The following is a 15,028-nucleotide window of genomic DNA, read 5'->3' on the forward strand; positions in this document are numbered from 1 at the left end:
GGATCACCTTTGTTGAATGATTGGTACTTAGCTCAGAGCCAGTGACGTGAGTCGCGTATCGGGTCCGAGGAACCGTGCTGGGTTCATGAAACTGACGTCGGTTGCCGTTGTTCCGTCCAGCAGGAGGTCGGCGGCTATGGCTCCCAGTGCAGAAGCCATCTTGAAGCCGTGGCCGGAGAAACCGGCCGCCACGAGGACGCCTTCCATTCCGGGCACTGTGCCGAACAGCGCGGTCGTATCGGGTAAGTGACCGTCCGCGCACGTGGCAACCCGCACCGGCTCCGGAATCAGTCCCGGAATGAATTCCCGGACCCATGCCCGGATGGTGTCCAAATGCTGAGGATCCCAAGTAGGAGGCTTCTCCATGGACTCAACCTCGTCCAGAAATATGCTCGCGACGACTTTCACTGTCCAACCGTCAGCGCTCGGGAATCCGTAGAACTGGGCGTTGTCCGACCTTCCGTCTTCCTCCGCCCTCCTGAGGAAGACCGGCATGTCTTCCCTGCAGAACGCTGCTGGATCCACAACGGGGAACCATGTCAGGATCTGCGGCAGAACGGAAAGGTGAACACCGAGTTCCTTGCAAACGGCTCCCGCACCGTTGCCCTGCGAGACGATTACCCGGGAGGCAATGATTTCTTCCTGATCGGTCCGGACGATGTACCGGTCACCGTACTTCTCAACGCTGTGCGCTTTTCGGTTTCCCAGGAACTTGGCACCAAGACGTGCGGCCTCGGCCAGAGCGGTTGTCACGGCCCTCTCAGACTTCAGGTAGCCGCCCTCCGGATCAAAGATCGTGACATCCGTGTCCCTGATCACATGTTCGGGATACCTTGCCCGCGCCTCGTGGCCCCGGAGAATTTCGTAGTCGAGGCCATTGTCTTTCCCGGCCGCAAGCAGCGAGGCCAACCGCGGATTGTGCTCGTCATATATGGTGACAGCGCCCGTGGTGTTGAGCAGCCGTGTCCCGCTGACTTTCTCCAGATCACGCCACAGATCCTGTGACCGCTGCAAGAGGGGCGTGTAGTGCCCGCCTTCCGCGTACACCTTGCGGAAAAGGCGCGATTCGCCGGCGTAGGCAGAGAAGGGGCCGGGGATCGAAAACCTGTCTACTCCAATGACCCGCTGACCACGGGAGGCGAGCTGCCAACTCGCCATGCTTCCTACCGAGCCAACTCCGACGATTACAACGTCTGTTTCCAGTGCAGTCATGCTTCTACCTTGCTTTCCCTTATTGCAAGCCGTTGTCCCGGTCCCGGGTCTGCCTCTGAAGGGCCTACCGTCGGCTGCGCTTCCAGTCAGACCAGCGTACGACACAAGAAGATGCTGAGTAATCGCACATGAGAGAATGCATTGTTGCCAAAAACGAAAGAAGTACTAAATGGACCTCACATCGATCGATGACCTGGAGTTTTTTGAACAGATTTCCCGTTCCCAGAGCCTTACTGAAGCTGCCAGGAGCTGGGGAAAGTCGGTCTCAGCGGTGAGCAAACGCCTTACCGCCCTTGAGTCGCGGCTGGGGGTACCACTGGTCCGCCGCAGCACCCGTCGGCTAACCCTCACCGAAGAAGGGGAGCTGTATGCGACTGGCGCTCTGAGCATCCTGCAGCAGAAAACTGATCTGGAAGAAGCTCTGTCCGTGCAGCATGGCGAGCTCAAGGGACGCATTACTGTGCATTCGAGCCTGGGGATCGGCCGGAAGCACATTGCGCCGCTCCTGGGGGAGTTCGTCCGGCAGCACCCATTGATCCAGATAGACCTGGAGCTTTCTCCGCTGCCTTTGAACATCTCGGGTACAAATTTCGACATCGCCATCCGTGTTGGAGGACTGTCGGACTCCAGGCTTAAGGCAAAACTCCTGGCACCGAACCGGAGGATTGTGTGCGCGGCGCCCAGCTACTTTGACAGTGCCCCGCCGCTGCGGACCATCAGGGACCTGGAACGGCACAACTGCATAGTCCTTCGAGAAAACAACGGCGATTACTCACTGTGGCGCTTTGGCGAGAAGCAGCAGGAGTACGTTGATGTCAGGGGAAGCATGATCAGCGACGACGGGGATGTTGTGACCGACTGGTGCATCCAGGGCCTCGGCTTGATCATGCGCTCCACGTGGCACGTCAACCCGCTGATCCAGCAGGGAGTACTTCAGCAGGTCCTTCCAGACGTCCCGACCCCCAGCGCCGACATTTACGCTCTCTACCCCGCCACGGCCAGGACACCCCAGAGGATCACAGCGGCCATTGAGCATCTTCGGCATGGCCTTGCGGCGAGGATAGGTTCTTAATGTGGATAGGCCGGCCTCCCCCGATGCATGGGGGACCTGTCGAACTACGAGAATCTGTTTAACGAACCGGCCAATCACGCCCCAGGTCGCTGCGGGGGCGAACTGAGGACGAAGATCCACGAGGTCGCCGCCGGACTCCCCCTCCCCCTGCCCTGGTCCCGCTCGTTGACGCTCGGCAGGCTGACGACGCGCCGATGCCCTCACCCTGAGGCTCAAGGGATTAGGAGACACGCCATAGCGTCGCGGGCCCGGGTCTTGGATCGTGGCGACCCCCACCCATGCGCCACGCGGTGCGGTCGTGGAGGTCGAGGGCGCCCTCGACGACGACGGTCCTAGAGCTGTACCGGCGCCCTCTCGAGGACGCCGGCCTGAGCTTTAGGGGACGCAGCCGACGGCAACGATGTCAAGGGCAGTTTTGGACCGGGAGTGGGATAGACCCCTACTGATCGATAGAGTAGAATCGTCAACAATTCACAACCCAGTGGAAGGAAAATCATGCGTCCATACGTATATGTCCCTGCAGCAAAGGTTCAGGGCGAGCTCGAGCCCAATGGCCACCGCGCCGGCTACGACTCAGGTGACCCCAAGACGGCAATCCTGAAGTTCGACACCGAGGTCAAGACCGGTGTTTGGGAGTGCCAGCCCGGCGGCTGGAACATTACCCCCCGCGAGGACACCGAGCTGTGCTACATCGTGAGCGGCCGCGTGAGGGTCACCGACGATGGCACTGGCAACGTGTATGAGGTCACTGCCGGCGACGTTGTCGTGCAGCCCAAGGGCTGGACGGGCCGCTGGGAAGTCCTTGAGACCGTTCGCAAGGTCTACTGCCACGGCTTCGACTGATCGTCGTCTGACCTATCGCTAGACTGGCGGGCCGTACCCTCATAGAGGGTGCGGCCCGCTCGCGTCTCCGACACCGCAGCAGGATCGAGTCGCGTCATCGGCCAGATGGTGCCGGACCCACTCTGAATCTTGCACGTCTCGTCATTGGGCCGGACGGCCTTGGACACTCCCGGAGCTGCCTCAGAGAAACGCACCTTGAAGTCGCCCCTGGCCCAAAGGCGAAAGGACGCGGCGGCTTGGCGGGCCTGAATCGCGGCTTCCTTGGGGGCGTGCTCCTCCGGATGTGCGGTTGTTGCGTCGCTCATCACGATCGCCTTGACCATAGCTGCCCCTTCCCCTCTCTTACTCGTTAATACGCAGTCCCGGTTCCGGGTTTGATTTGCTTCCAGTCAGACGAACGTACCAGACAAGAAGCTCGGGACTAACTGCACTTGAGACAATGCATTGTTTCCAAGAACGAAAGAAGCGGAAGATGGCCCTAGACCGACTGATGGCTGCGGTACCCAACAGTGTTCTCGCGTAGCCGCGAAACGGATGTAACGCCGGAGTCTTGAGGCAGTCAGGGCTGGCGGAGGACGAGGCATGCTCGTCGACGCAACGCATCACCCTGTCAGCCGGCCAGCTGCTAACTGCCGTGCGGATTCTCTTGATAGCTCCAGACCGGATGCCAGGACACTCCGAACTGCTGACCAACGCGGAAACCGTGGTGCCGAAACGCTGCAGTCCCTCCGTCGCTCAACGCGCCTGCCCGCTCGCGCCAGCAACCGCCAAGGCAGGCATCGGGCCGCGCGCCTGACCTTGGCGTAGACGGCCGTTCGATCTAGGGCCGATCCTGCTTCTTTCCCCGTTAGAAACAATGCATTGCCTAAAGTGCAGTTAACCCGCACCTTCTTGTCTGGTACGTTCGTTTGGCCGGAAGCAAAGCAAACCCGGAATCGGGACGACGCATTAACGAGTAAAAGACGAGAAGGAGCAGCTATGGTCAAGGCGACCGTCATGAGCGATGCAACAACCGCGAACCCAGGGGAGCACAAACCCAAGGAAACCGCGATTCAGGCCGGGCAAACCGAAGCGTCCTTCCGTCTTTGGAACAGGGACAGCCTGAAGACCGGCATCTGGGAGGTAACACCGGGAGAGTTTAAGAGCACTCGTCCCGGCTACGACGAGATCTGCCAGATCCTTAGCGGGCGCGGAACCATTACCGAACCAGACGGCAACAGCTTCGACATCGGACCCGGTACCCTGTTCGTCACCCCGGCTGGCTGGGAGGGTCACTGGACCATCCACGAAACGGTCCGCAAGATGTGGGTTGTGGCGGATGTTCCCGCCGCTGCCGAATAATCCCGGAAAACCAACAAGGCGAAACCCAGCGGGCAAGCGTCCCTGTTCACGCTGAACTGCTCCCCGGAAGTTGGATTGAGAGATCAGTCCCGACTCCTGGGGAGCAGTTTTTTATGCCTGACGCCGACCATTCCATGCTTCTTTCGTTGGTGGAAATAATGCATTCCCTCTTGTGCTGATAATCAGCAACTTCTTGTGTCGTAGGCTGGTCTGTGGAAACACAGCCGACAGTAGTGCCCCAGAGACAACCTGCAGTCGGGATAACGGCGCTCGATTAGGGAAAGACCCAACCATGACTAGTCCTACCTTCGAGGCCGGGTGGCGCCAGTCCCTGCACCTGAACAAAAGTCAAAGCCGCAGTTATCGGCCGTCTCCGTCTACGCTGACGATCACAGAAGATTCCGTCAGTGCACGCGCGCTGCCGTCATGGCGCCAAGCGGCCGGCAACGTGGATGAAATTCCGCCTGCTTCCTTCACTAAGTGAGCCAACCGACCACGCCCTGGACGACGCCTATCAGCCGGTTTACTCCCCCACGATGCTGCAGTTTCATCAGCCGCTGCAAACAGCAGAAAGAAAATAATGAACTCACCCTTGAACACCATCGCAATGCTGCACACGGTGCCTGGCTTGGTATCGGACATGGAAGCCCGGGCCCGTGACACGGTTCCCGGCCTCCGTGTCCTGCACTACGTGGACGAGTCATTGCTCCAAGACACTATTGCCAGGGGAACAACGCCAGGACATGTTCGACGGCGGCTGGTCAACTATGCCCGCTACGCTGAGGAATCAGGTGCCCAGGCACTGTTAGTGAGTTGCTCCTCCATCGGCGAAGCGGCAACCGCCGCCGCCGACTTCGTCTCCATTCCTGTCCTGCGAATCGACACTCCAATGGCCACGCTCGCCGTACAATCCGGCGAGCGGGTTGGCGTGCTCGCGACTCTGTCTGCGACGCTTGGACCCACCACCAGGCTCGTCCAAGATTCAGCCAAGAGTCAGAACAAGACGCCCATCGTTACCGCCAGAATTGTCGACGGCGCTTTCTCCGCCCTGCGCGCAGGTGACCGGGCGATGCATGACAGGTTGGTTCTCGCCGCTTTCTCTGAGCTGGCTGCGGAGTGCGATGTCGTCGTTCTCGCCCAAGCATCCATGGCCCGGGTCATTGAGCACACCAAGGACCAGCCTGGAGGACCAACCGTCCTTACTTCCCCAGACTCCGGGATGATCCAGCTCAGCGCTCTTTTCCCCTCCAAAGACTCATAAGCAGTTACCGCTGACGGCTTCACAGGAGCTTCTGGAGCTGTGTCCGATGCAGCCTGCGGACGACAGCCTGTGAACCGCATGACCACCACCTCAGGAGTTATCCGTGAAAATAGCCGTTATCGGAGCAGGAATCATTGGCGTGTCCATCGCCGCCGAGGCAGCTGCCCGTGGGGCTGATGTGACTCTCATCGACAAGGACTCCCCGGGCTCCGGGACTTCCTCGACCTCTTACGCATGGGTTAACTCGAATGGCAAGGAACCCGTTGGCTACCACGAACTAAACCGCGCCGGCCTTGAAGCACATCACCGCCTTGCCGGCACCGGCGCGGACTGGTTTCGACCCACCGGTCACATCGAACTCGCAGCTACGGCTGGGCACGCCAACGAACTCCACCGCCGACTGGAACGGTTGGGTCATTTGGGATACGAAGCCACAAGCATCAGCAGCTCAACCGCCAGCGAACTAATCCCGGACCTGATCGTTCCTGAGGATTGCACGGCCGTAGCGCACTTCCCGAACGAAGCACACTGCTACCCTGCCCTTTACATACGTCACCAACTCCAGCGTGCCAAAGACCTTGGTGTTCGTCTCCGCGTCGGAGCAGCCGTGGAAACATTTGAAGAGATTGCTGAGGGCGTGAACGTTATTCTCCGCGACGGCACCAGTGTCCTGGTGGATCACGTGATCAGTGCCGTTGGGCGGTGGACGAATGACATAACAGCAGCCGCAGGTTTGGGTCCGGTTGTCACCGAGTATCACGAGCCGGGTGATGTGACAGTAGGGTATCTTGCCGTCACGAACCCCCTGCCTGTAGCCATAGACCGGATTCTGACCAGCCCGAAGCTTAACATCCGCCCCGCTGGCGGTGGGCGCTTGTTGCTGCAGGCACTCGATCTTGATGCGACCGCGACAGCTGATACCGTCCCTGCCATCGATTCGGATTTGGCACGCGAGTTTATCTGCCGGCTCCAAGAGATCCTGGAGAACACAGGAAACGCTCACCTCACGGAACTCCATGTCGGAATCCGAGCCATGCCCACTGATGGACGCAGTATCATCGGCACCGTCCCGTCCAGGCCTTGGCTTTACCTCGTCGCCACTCACAGCGGCGTGACCTTGGCCCCGTTCTTGGGCCCGGCAGTCGCAGCGGAGGTATTTTCTGAGCCCGAGCCGCTTTTCGATGAATTTCGGCCCATCAGGCTCTTGGACAGCTACCCCCACCAGGTCTTGGCCGCACCCCGCTATCCCGGGCAGCAATAGAGAACTGCGCCGCTATCCCCCTGGCTGGTCCGCAGACCACCCCCCGCGTGGTGGAAAAGGCTCTGCCGGGCGGCATCGAGCCGTCGCGTGCGTATCCAGGCGGACGGGGTCGCCCCTGTTGAAGCCCGGAAGGCGCGGACGAAGGTTTGACGATTCATGTGCGCCGGGCGGCGAGGCGATCGATGTCGAGGGGCTCACCCCAGGCGGCCCAATGCCCACTCGAGCAAGCGCGCCATCGGGTCGTCTGAGGAGCGGGGCGGATGCGGGTGTTCAATGTACTGCGCCTGTCCGCCTTCCCGGCGTGGGGCGATTACCAGACTGCGTGCAACCTGGTTCGCTGCCTCCGCACCCAAACGGCACCGCACCAGATGGAGGCACGCATCTAGTCCGGACGCCGTTCCGGCTGACGTCAACACGTCACCATGATCGATGTACAGCACTGTTTGATCGAGGAATACATCAGGGCGCCGGACATCGAAGGAACCGAAGGCCTGCCAATGTGTGACGGCAGAACGTCCGGTAAGCAGACCAGCGTCGGCAACGGGGATGGCGCCAAGGCAAAGTCTGGCATGGATACCCAATAGTGACGGCCCTGTAACACGGCGTACACATGCCGTTCGTAGCCTTGCAGTAGGAACTTTCCCGGAAGGACATGCGCATGAACGCCGCAGACACCGCAATCAAGCCGATCATTGGGCTGACCACCTATCTTGAGCGGGCCGGCACCGACGGGTGCGGCAACGTGCGCGCGGCATTCCTCCCCGAGAAGTACCTCACGCCCATCCTTGACGCGGGCGCAGTTCCTGTCCTTCTCCCGCCGCAGCCCACGACCGGGGACATGATCGAGCATCTGGTCAGCAGGCTGGACGGGCTGATCATACCTGGCGGCTGGGACGTGGATCCGGCCCGATACGGCCAGGAGCCGCATCCGGAAACGGACTCTCCCCGGCCCGAACGCGACGAGTGGGAAGCCGCCCTGATCCTTGAGGCGATCCGCCAGGATGTTCCTCTTCTCTGCATCTGCAGGGGTGAACAGCTGCTCAACGTCACGCTCGGCGGCACCCTGCATCAGCACCTGCCTGACGTCCTGGGAACCGGGCATTACCAGCTGGGCGGACACCAGTTCAATGGCATCCGAGTCGACATCCGGCGCGATTCCCGGCTTGGCCGGCTTCTGGGGGCTGACGCACTGGAAGCCGTTCCCGTTTCGCACCACCAGGCCGTGGACCGCCTTGGCGAGGGGCTCATCGCCACCGCCTGGAGTGAAGACCAGATAGTCGAAGCAATTGAGCACCCCGGCGCGGGCTTCTGCGTGGGGGTGCAGTGGCACCCGGAACAACTCGCAGAAGAGAAAGTGCTGTTCCATGGCTTCGTGGAGGCGGCCAGCGCCAAGATGCTGTCGCGGCTTCGCCCGGCTCCTGTGGATTCCCTGGAGTTTGCCCACGAAATGGCTGCAAACTGACTCGTATCTGACGCCTGCTCCTTACTCTCACGGTTGAGGGCAATCACGGGCGCGCCAAGGGGAACGGCCGGCCCGCCAACGCAATCGATACCGCATGGATCTCTTCCTAGGACAGTTTCCCGTGCCATAGTCTGGGCACGCCAACCCGCCACCAAAGGTCAAGAAGGCGGGAACGCAGGATACGTGGCGCTTAGAAGGGACCGACATGCTGATCTGCGCAACCTGTGCCGTCGAACGCGACGAACCCACCCCAGGGGTCTGCCCGATCTGCGCCGATGAGCGGCAGTATGTGCCCGAGGACGGACAAAAATGGCTCACACTGGACGGGCTGGCGCAGGAGGGCCAGCAGACACTGTTGAAGGAGAATGAGCCGGGACTTATCGCGATCAAAACCGAGCCAAAGGTCGGGATCGGCCAGACCGCCCAGCTTCTCGTGACACACGAGGGTTCGCTGCTGTGGGATCCGGTCGGCTACGTCGATGACAGCATTGTGAAGGCAGTGCTGGAGCGAGGTCAGGTCCTGGCGATCGCCGCCAGCCATCCACACATGTTCGGTGTGCAGGTCGAATGGTCGCATCGGCTCGGTGGCGTCCCCGTACTAGTCGCCGACGCAGACCGGCGATGGCTGGGGCGCAACGATCCGATCATCGAATACTGGTCCGGCAGTCAAACCATCGCCGAAGGCCTGACGCTGCACCAGACCGGGGGACACTTCCCGGGCAGCGCGGTGGCGCACTGGGCTGCAGGAGCGGGCGGCAGAGGCGTTCTGCTGAGCGGTGACAGCGTGTATCCCAACCCAGATCGTCGCTCAGTCGCCTTCATGCGCAGCTACCCGAATCATTTGCCGCTATCCGGGGCGGTGGCGTTGCGACTCGCCGCGCAGCTGGCAGAGCTCACGTTCGATCGAATCTACGGCAACTTCAACAATGTAATCGCGTCCGGAGCCAAGGCCGTTTTACACGATTCTGCCAACCGGCACGCTGCTTGGGCGCGAGGAGACTTCGACCATTTGACCTGACCGCCCACCCTTGCCGGTCCGGTCCTTCAGCGGCGAGATGACGACGAGGTCCGGCTGCGGACTGATCTGTCTCCGTCCGGAAACCGTCTCCCCCAGCAGATGAGCGAGTTCTTCCACCGCAGGTCGCTGCTGGACGCATTCCCACCGCGTCACGATAAAATGGATTGATCATGATCGGTGCCCAGCTCCGTATTCTGGCCTGGTTCGTCGTCCCAGCGACCCTTCTTTCGGGCTGCACGCCCGCCACCAGCCTCGATGAGGCTGCCACCGATCGACCGGTCCAGATCTCCTCGGCCCCGCCAGCCGCACTCGATGACATCCCCACTCCTCACCGGATCCCATCCCCCACCCCAACGTTGGTTCCCACGCCAACCCCGGTGCCCCGTGCGTTCGCCCTCAACCTCTATCAGGAGGGGGACTTCGTTCCCCAGTACACCTTTGAGTGGTGTGTGGCGGCGAGCATCCAGATCATGCACAACCTCATCGACGACACGGGGGCCCGGACGTGGGCCGATCCCGTTCAGCAGGGCCAGCTGTGGGAGATGGCCAGGGCACGGTCGTCCAACTCGTTCAACGGCGCCAATCCCTTAGGTTGGGCGCAGGTGCTGACAAAGGTCGGGATGGGACCGTACACGGTCGTCAGCATTGCCGACTACCAGGCAGCGCTGCGAACCGCGGCGCGCGCCATCGCTGACACGGGCCGGCCGGTCGGGCTGGTCATGTGGCGCGGGCGCCACGTATGGGTGATGAGCGGCTTCGCATCACTCGGCGATCCCGGCCAGTTCCCCGATTTCTCGGTGACCGGTATCCGCGTTCAAGATCCGCTCTACCCGTACGGCGACGAGCGGTGGGGACCGTCCCCCGCGCCCAACGCCCTGCTCACCCCCAAGCAGTTGGCGACGCAGTTCGTCGTCCGCGAGCCGCGGCGCTGGAGCAGCAATCTGCCGACCGGCTACATGCTGGTGCTGCCGGTCGCCAAGGCCTGATCAGCCGGGCGCCTCGATTTCCGAGGAGGTCACAATGACGGTCACTTTCAACCACACCATCGTCTACGCAACGGACAAGCGCCGTTCGGCGGAGTTCCTGGCCAACGTTCTCGGCCTGCCGAAACCCCAAGCCATGTGGTCTTTCCTGACTGTTTCCCTCGAGCACGGAGTGGCCCTCGATTTCGCCACGGCGGACCGGCCCATCTCCCCGCAGCACTACGCCTTCCTGGTCAGCGAGGAGGACTTCGACGGAATCTTCGCAAGGATCCAGGCCCAAGGCATCCCCTACTGGGCGGACCCGGGACGGTCCCGCCCGCAGCAGATCAACCACAACGACGGCGGACGGGGCGTCTACTTCGCGGATCCTGACGGGCATTTCCTCGAGGCGATCACGCGTCCGTACGGATCGGGTGCTGCATGAAGTTCAAGGCACGCTGACGATCGCCTTTTAGCGGTGCCCGGTGTCGCAGAAGTCCTTGACGGCGACGCTGCGGCTCCTCGAACGCAACGGCATCATCGAACGCAAGCTGCTGAGCTCGCGCCCCGTGGCGATCGAGTACCGCATCACACCATTGGGCAAGACACTTCGCCACCCGCATCGACGTGCTCCTGGAATGGGCTGCGGCACACATGCCCGACATCGAACAGGCGCGCGACACCTTAGACCTCCAGGACCTGGCCGAAGACACCTGACGACGGAGCGCCCTGATCGCCGGCTGCGTAACGTGCAATCTTCGCCTTGTCCGGGCACGCGGCTAATCAACTCTCAGATGGATGGGTCCTCTCGCGGAGCCGCTCGTCCGTCGAACGATGCGCTGCTGCTGCTCTGCGGTACCACCACGTGTACGGCGTTGCGCTCAATCGTGAAGTAGGCCGGAGTGACAGTCGCGATCTCGCCGTCGAGGTTCACCGACAAGGGCGGCTCGGTGACCAGCCGGACACGTCGGCTGGTCAGGTGGTGCACCCGGTCGTGCTCGACGAAGCTTCCGTCCTTGAACAACCGCGCGATTCTTACGTGCTCCCGGAGCGGCGCTGCCAGGATGGCGTAGATGTCAAGCGTGTGGTCGTCGATCCCGGCCGTTGGAGAGACCGTGTTGCCGCCGCCGTAGTGCCGGCCGTTGCCGACGGCCACTTGAAGCAGGTCTTCGAGCTCCATCGGCCCGTGGTCCCCCTCCGGGAATTCGAGACGGGCCCGGAACGGCTCGTGCCGAGCGTAAGCGCGCAGGGTGGCAACACCGTACGCCAACGGCCCGATATGCCGCTTAAGGAGGGGGCTGAGAGCCTCCGTAACACTCACCGACAGGCCAACGGAGGCGACGTTGAGGAACGGCTGGCCGTTCGCCCGGCCGAGGTCGACGTCGACCACCTTCCCGTCTGCGATGGCCATGCACGCCTCTGCCAAAGTGTTCGGTATCTCAAGCGTGCGTGCGAGATCGTTGGCGGTGCCCAGCGGAAGGACGCCAAGCATGACGTCCGTGCCGGCAACTCGACCGGCGGCGCAGGAAACCGTCCCGTCGCCGCCACCGACAACGATCAGGTCGTGCCCGTCCGCAACCACTCGGTCGAGCGTCTCGGCCAACTGCGCTCCCGACAGCACGTGATGCACGGAGGTGATCGGCACGCCTGCCATTTGCATCTTGTCCACCACAAGTTCGCGCGCCGCCACCCCCCGGCGTGATCCGGCATTAATAACCACAGCAGCAGAGCGCGCCTCTCGGGCAACCTTCATATGGGACATGTTAGGTCGATGGACCTGAGAAGTCCCTGCAAGCCGTGTCAGCAATCGGGCTACCTGGCCTCCTCGCACATCAAGCAACACCCGCCGAAGGCACGAGCATTTGGCAGCGCTCTCGGCTGGAGGAGCGACCTAGCTGTTAGCAAATAGTTCGATCAGTCCTGAGAGTCCTGCAGAACAGGCGAGACCAACTTTGCAGACCTGATGGACGCCTCCTGTGATCAGCACGGTTGGCCCGTGGCATACCGGGCAACCTGGCTGGCCCTAGGCAATCCGCGAAGCCCAAGGACCGTTAGGGCAGCCCGGCGGCGGGATTCTGGCAGAGAGCAGCGAGAAACAGGGCTTCGGCAAGGATCGCGTTTCGCAGTTCGCTCAAGTGAACGGATTCGTTGGCTCCATGAGCACGCGAATCGGGGTCTCTGGGTCCCGTCAGCAGGATGGAGCAACGGGGATAGTACCGTGTCAGTTCCGCCACGAACGGGATTGACCCGCCAGTGCCTCGAGTCACCGCCTCGGCTCCCCATGCCTCCCCTAGTGCCCAGAGGGCTGTCTGCGCCATCCGGTCGCGCGGCGCCACCGCGAAGGGCTTGCTCTTTGTGCCCGGAGTAAATGTCACTTCGGCGCCGAATGGAGCATGCTTCAGAGCGTGCCGGCGGACGGCTTCCATGGCCTCGTCCGGGTCATTGCCAGGCGGAATCCGGAGGCTGAATTTTACGGCGGCCGTTGGAATCAAGGTGTTCGGAGCGGTTGCTATTGGCGGGGCATCGAGTCCGACGAAGGACAGCGCGGGCTTGCTCCACAGTCGGGAGCTGATCTTTCCTGTTCCCGCCAGTTGAATGTGGTCTGGGACGCCGGCATCACGCCGAAATTCATCCTCGGAGAAGTCCGGACCTTCAAGGCGTGCTGTGACGAGACCTTCCACGGCGACCGAACCGTCTTCGTGGTGGAAAGTGGCCATCAGGCGGGCAAGGACAGTGGGGGCATCGAGGGCGGGGCCGCCGTAGCTGCCTGAGTGCAGCGCATGATCCAGGGTTCGCACTTCGATTGTCCCGTCGACCAGTCCTCTCAGGCTGGTGGTGAGCGCAGGAGTTCCGATTTTCCAGCTGCCCGCGTCAGCAACGATGGCTGCCTCTGCCTGGAAGCGCGGCTTGTGCTGTGCGAGTAGGGCCGGCAGCGTGGGTGACCCCGATTCCTCCTCTCCCTCGATAAAGAAGGTCAGGCCCAAGCCGTGGCCCGGTCCCAGGACTGCGTGCAGGGCCCGGACAGCAGCAACATGCATGACGATTCCGGCCTTGTCATCGGCCGCGCCCCGCCCCCAAAGACGTCCGTCCCTCACCACAGCAACAAACGGATCACTCTCCCATTCCCCGGCCGGCCCAGGCGGCTGGACGTCGTGGTGGGCATAGAGCAGCACCGTGGGCAGCCCGGGAGCGGCAGGCCTGGCGGCGAAGACTCCGGGTGCCCCCGGTACGCCTGCCGGATCGGTGGCGCGGATGATTTCCGCGTCAGCAAAACCTGTCTCATGGAGCAGGTTCCGGACTTTCCCCGCACTTTGCTCCAAGGCACTCGGGTCGAAGTCGGGCCAGGCGATGCCTGGCACCGCGACCAGCCCCGCCAGGACGTTCACCGTCCCTGACATCCCGGCATCAACGGCGGATACCAACCTTGCAACAGTTTCCCGCGGCAGCCTGCCTGCGTCTTTCATGGGGCATTGGCTCCTACCGCGCCGCTTCGTGAATCGATAGATCGTGATAAGCGTACTTCTCTTTTCGTGTTTGGGGTTGAATCCGTTGCAAGACCCGGTACTTCATAAACGGGATGCTTCATGCCGTGGCCAGCCCTGCGCAATGATCCCTTCTTGCGGAGACCTGCCTCGCGCGTCCTCCGGATGAGACATCTTGACCGGAACGGTGGTTGTCTTCCACTGCGGGCTTGCCCACCATGGAAACGTGGGAACGAAAGAAAAGTGGCACCGGCTTTCGTTTGCCCTGTGCCTGCTGGTCCCTCTAGGCGGAACGGCGGGGTGCGTCTATGAATACTCCGAGCCCGAGCGCACACCACCAGGTGGCCCCGAAACGGTGCACACACCAACAGCTGAACCGGCGCCGGTAATAGGGTCCCCGAAGGCCTACAGCGATCCGCATGTACTGGAACGCGAGGCTAAGAACTACGCTGAACTGGACCGGCTGCTAGAGGCAGGGCCGGAGCCACTCCTCCTTTCCGACGTGGGGCCACTGGACGGCCCCCTCAGGGGGTTTGGCAAATTCCAGAAGGTGCCAGTGGCCGGGCAGTACACCGTCACCGCAGCCTGCGTTGGTGCTTCCGGCGCAAAAGTCTTCGTTGGACAGGAGTATCCCGGTGCCACCTTTCGGCCTGTGGAGCTCGCGGTGGATTGCCCCGGGGTCACTTCGCAGGTCATTGCACTTCAGCAGGGGTATGTCTTCGCGCATCTGTTCCTGCCCGGCCCGGGCGATACGCCGTGGACGGGGGCGGTTGGCGGTGTGCGTGTGAGCGGGACCGTTGAGACGCCGCATGCCTACCCGGCGCCCCCTTCCCTGTCCTCCTCCAGCTCGCCGGCGGTGGTGCGCTCGGCGGTGCGCCGATAGGCCTCGGTAACGAAGTCTTCGATGTCGATGGCGGTGAGCGTCCCAACATAGCGGCCACCGTCGGGGCCCGGGATGATCCTGTCGAACTTCGTGTCCAAGAACTTCAGCTTCAGGTCGAGCTTCTTCGCAAGGAGCCGCGCGACGTCCCGATTAAGCCCGATCGGTGTCTGGATGTCCTCTGCGAGGAAGCATGGCCAAACCCGCTGTGAATTCAGACCGCGCCTGCATCAT

The 15,028-nt window shown here is 62.2% G+C and carries 17 protein-coding genes; 11 read left to right on the top strand and 6 right to left on the bottom strand.

Annotation, left to right across the window (positions count from 1 at the left end; all coding sequences use genetic code 11):
- Window positions 1–27 precede the first annotated feature (27 nt).
- Window positions 28–1,317 (bottom strand): N-methyl-L-tryptophan oxidase, encoded by a 1,290-nt coding sequence (gene solA / locus ACIP90_RS19245; RefSeq protein WP_400581262.1) that lies wholly within the window; start codon window positions 1,315–1,317, stop codon window positions 28–30.
- A gap of 64 nt (window positions 1,318–1,381) precedes the next feature.
- Between solA and ACIP90_RS19250 the strand changes: the two genes are divergently transcribed.
- Together ACIP90_RS19250 and ACIP90_RS19255 are read left to right on the top strand one after the other, a co-directional pair.
- Entirely contained in the window at window positions 1,382–2,284 is a 903-nt protein-coding gene (locus ACIP90_RS19250; RefSeq protein WP_400581263.1) for a LysR substrate-binding domain-containing protein, read from the top strand.
- 495 nt (window positions 2,285–2,779) lie between these two features.
- Window positions 2,780–3,127: a cupin domain-containing protein gene (locus tag ACIP90_RS19255; RefSeq protein WP_400581264.1), complete on the top strand. Its 348-nt coding sequence runs from the start codon at window positions 2,780–2,782 to the stop codon at window positions 3,125–3,127.
- On the opposite strand, the gene ACIP90_RS19260 is transcribed toward ACIP90_RS19255, so the two are convergent.
- Window positions 3,106–3,432, bottom strand: coding sequence for a hypothetical protein (locus ACIP90_RS19260; RefSeq protein ID WP_400581265.1), 327 nt, complete (start codon window positions 3,430–3,432; stop codon window positions 3,106–3,108). The genes ACIP90_RS19255 and ACIP90_RS19260 overlap by 22 nt on opposite strands.
- Before the next feature lie 691 nt (window positions 3,433–4,123).
- Here ACIP90_RS19260 and ACIP90_RS19265 point away from each other — a divergent pair.
- From ACIP90_RS19265 to ACIP90_RS19275, 3 genes are all read left to right on the top strand, one after another.
- On the top strand, window positions 4,124–4,468 hold the full coding sequence (locus tag ACIP90_RS19265; RefSeq protein WP_400581266.1) for a cupin domain-containing protein: 345 nt from the start codon (window positions 4,124–4,126) through the stop codon (window positions 4,466–4,468).
- A 580-nt stretch (window positions 4,469–5,048) separates the two neighbouring features.
- Window positions 5,049–5,729, top strand: coding sequence for an aspartate/glutamate racemase family protein (locus tag ACIP90_RS19270; RefSeq protein ID WP_400581267.1), 681 nt, complete (start codon window positions 5,049–5,051; stop codon window positions 5,727–5,729).
- A gap of 103 nt (window positions 5,730–5,832) precedes the next feature.
- On the top strand, window positions 5,833–6,990 hold the full coding sequence (locus ACIP90_RS19275; protein WP_400581268.1) for an NAD(P)/FAD-dependent oxidoreductase: 1,158 nt from the start codon (window positions 5,833–5,835) through the stop codon (window positions 6,988–6,990).
- On the opposite strand, the gene ACIP90_RS19280 is transcribed toward ACIP90_RS19275, so the two are convergent.
- A complete protein-coding gene (locus tag ACIP90_RS19280; protein ID WP_400581269.1) occupies window positions 6,972–7,148 on the bottom strand; it encodes a hypothetical protein in 177 nt (58 codons plus the stop codon). The two genes, ACIP90_RS19275 and ACIP90_RS19280, sit on opposite strands and share 19 nt — an antisense overlap.
- 264 nt (window positions 7,149–7,412) lie before the next feature.
- Between ACIP90_RS19280 and ACIP90_RS19285 the strand changes: the two genes are divergently transcribed.
- From ACIP90_RS19285 to ACIP90_RS19310, 6 genes are all read left to right on the top strand, one after another.
- Window positions 7,413–7,574: a hypothetical protein gene (locus tag ACIP90_RS19285; RefSeq protein ID WP_400581270.1), complete on the top strand. Its 162-nt coding sequence runs from the start codon at window positions 7,413–7,415 to the stop codon at window positions 7,572–7,574.
- A gap of 74 nt (window positions 7,575–7,648) precedes the next feature.
- On the top strand, window positions 7,649–8,452 hold the full coding sequence (locus ACIP90_RS19290; RefSeq protein ID WP_400581271.1) for a gamma-glutamyl-gamma-aminobutyrate hydrolase family protein: 804 nt from the start codon (window positions 7,649–7,651) through the stop codon (window positions 8,450–8,452).
- A 205-nt stretch (window positions 8,453–8,657) separates the two neighbouring features.
- Window positions 8,658–9,470 (top strand): hydrolase, encoded by an 813-nt coding sequence (locus tag ACIP90_RS19295; protein ID WP_400581272.1) that lies wholly within the window; start codon window positions 8,658–8,660, stop codon window positions 9,468–9,470.
- A 170-nt stretch (window positions 9,471–9,640) separates the two neighbouring features.
- Complete coding sequence (locus tag ACIP90_RS19300) at window positions 9,641–10,456, top strand: hypothetical protein (protein ID WP_400581273.1); 816 nt, start codon at window positions 9,641–9,643, stop codon at window positions 10,454–10,456.
- A 34-nt stretch (window positions 10,457–10,490) separates the two neighbouring features.
- A complete protein-coding gene (locus ACIP90_RS19305; protein WP_400581274.1) occupies window positions 10,491–10,877 on the top strand; it encodes a VOC family protein in 387 nt (128 codons plus the stop codon).
- Window positions 10,878–10,917: 40 nt separating this feature from the next.
- Window positions 10,918–11,328 (top strand): winged helix-turn-helix transcriptional regulator, encoded by a 411-nt coding sequence (locus ACIP90_RS19310; RefSeq protein WP_400581275.1) that lies wholly within the window; start codon window positions 10,918–10,920, stop codon window positions 11,326–11,328.
- Here ACIP90_RS19310 and ACIP90_RS19315 read toward each other — a convergent pair.
- The 3 genes from ACIP90_RS19315 to ACIP90_RS19325 form a co-directional block, all read right to left on the bottom strand.
- Window positions 11,223–12,185 carry a lipid kinase gene (locus ACIP90_RS19315; protein ID WP_400581276.1) on the bottom strand — a complete coding sequence of 321 codons (963 nt, stop codon included), beginning with the start codon at window positions 12,183–12,185 and terminating at the stop codon, window positions 11,223–11,225. The genes ACIP90_RS19310 and ACIP90_RS19315 overlap by 106 nt on opposite strands.
- Before the next feature lie 298 nt (window positions 12,186–12,483).
- The gene (locus ACIP90_RS19320) at window positions 12,484–13,896 is read right to left on the bottom strand and encodes a M20/M25/M40 family metallo-hydrolase (protein WP_400581277.1); all 1,413 of its coding nucleotides are present in this window, start codon (window positions 13,894–13,896) and stop codon (window positions 12,484–12,486) included.
- An 831-nt stretch (window positions 13,897–14,727) separates the two neighbouring features.
- Entirely contained in the window at window positions 14,728–14,895 is a 168-nt protein-coding gene (locus ACIP90_RS19325) for a hypothetical protein (protein ID WP_400581278.1), read from the bottom strand.
- Window positions 14,896–15,028: the final 133 nt, after the last annotated feature.

The sequence above is a fragment of the Arthrobacter sp. NPDC093139 genome (assembly GCF_044754165.1).
GTDB lineage: Bacteria > Actinomycetota > Actinomycetes > Actinomycetales > Micrococcaceae > Arthrobacter.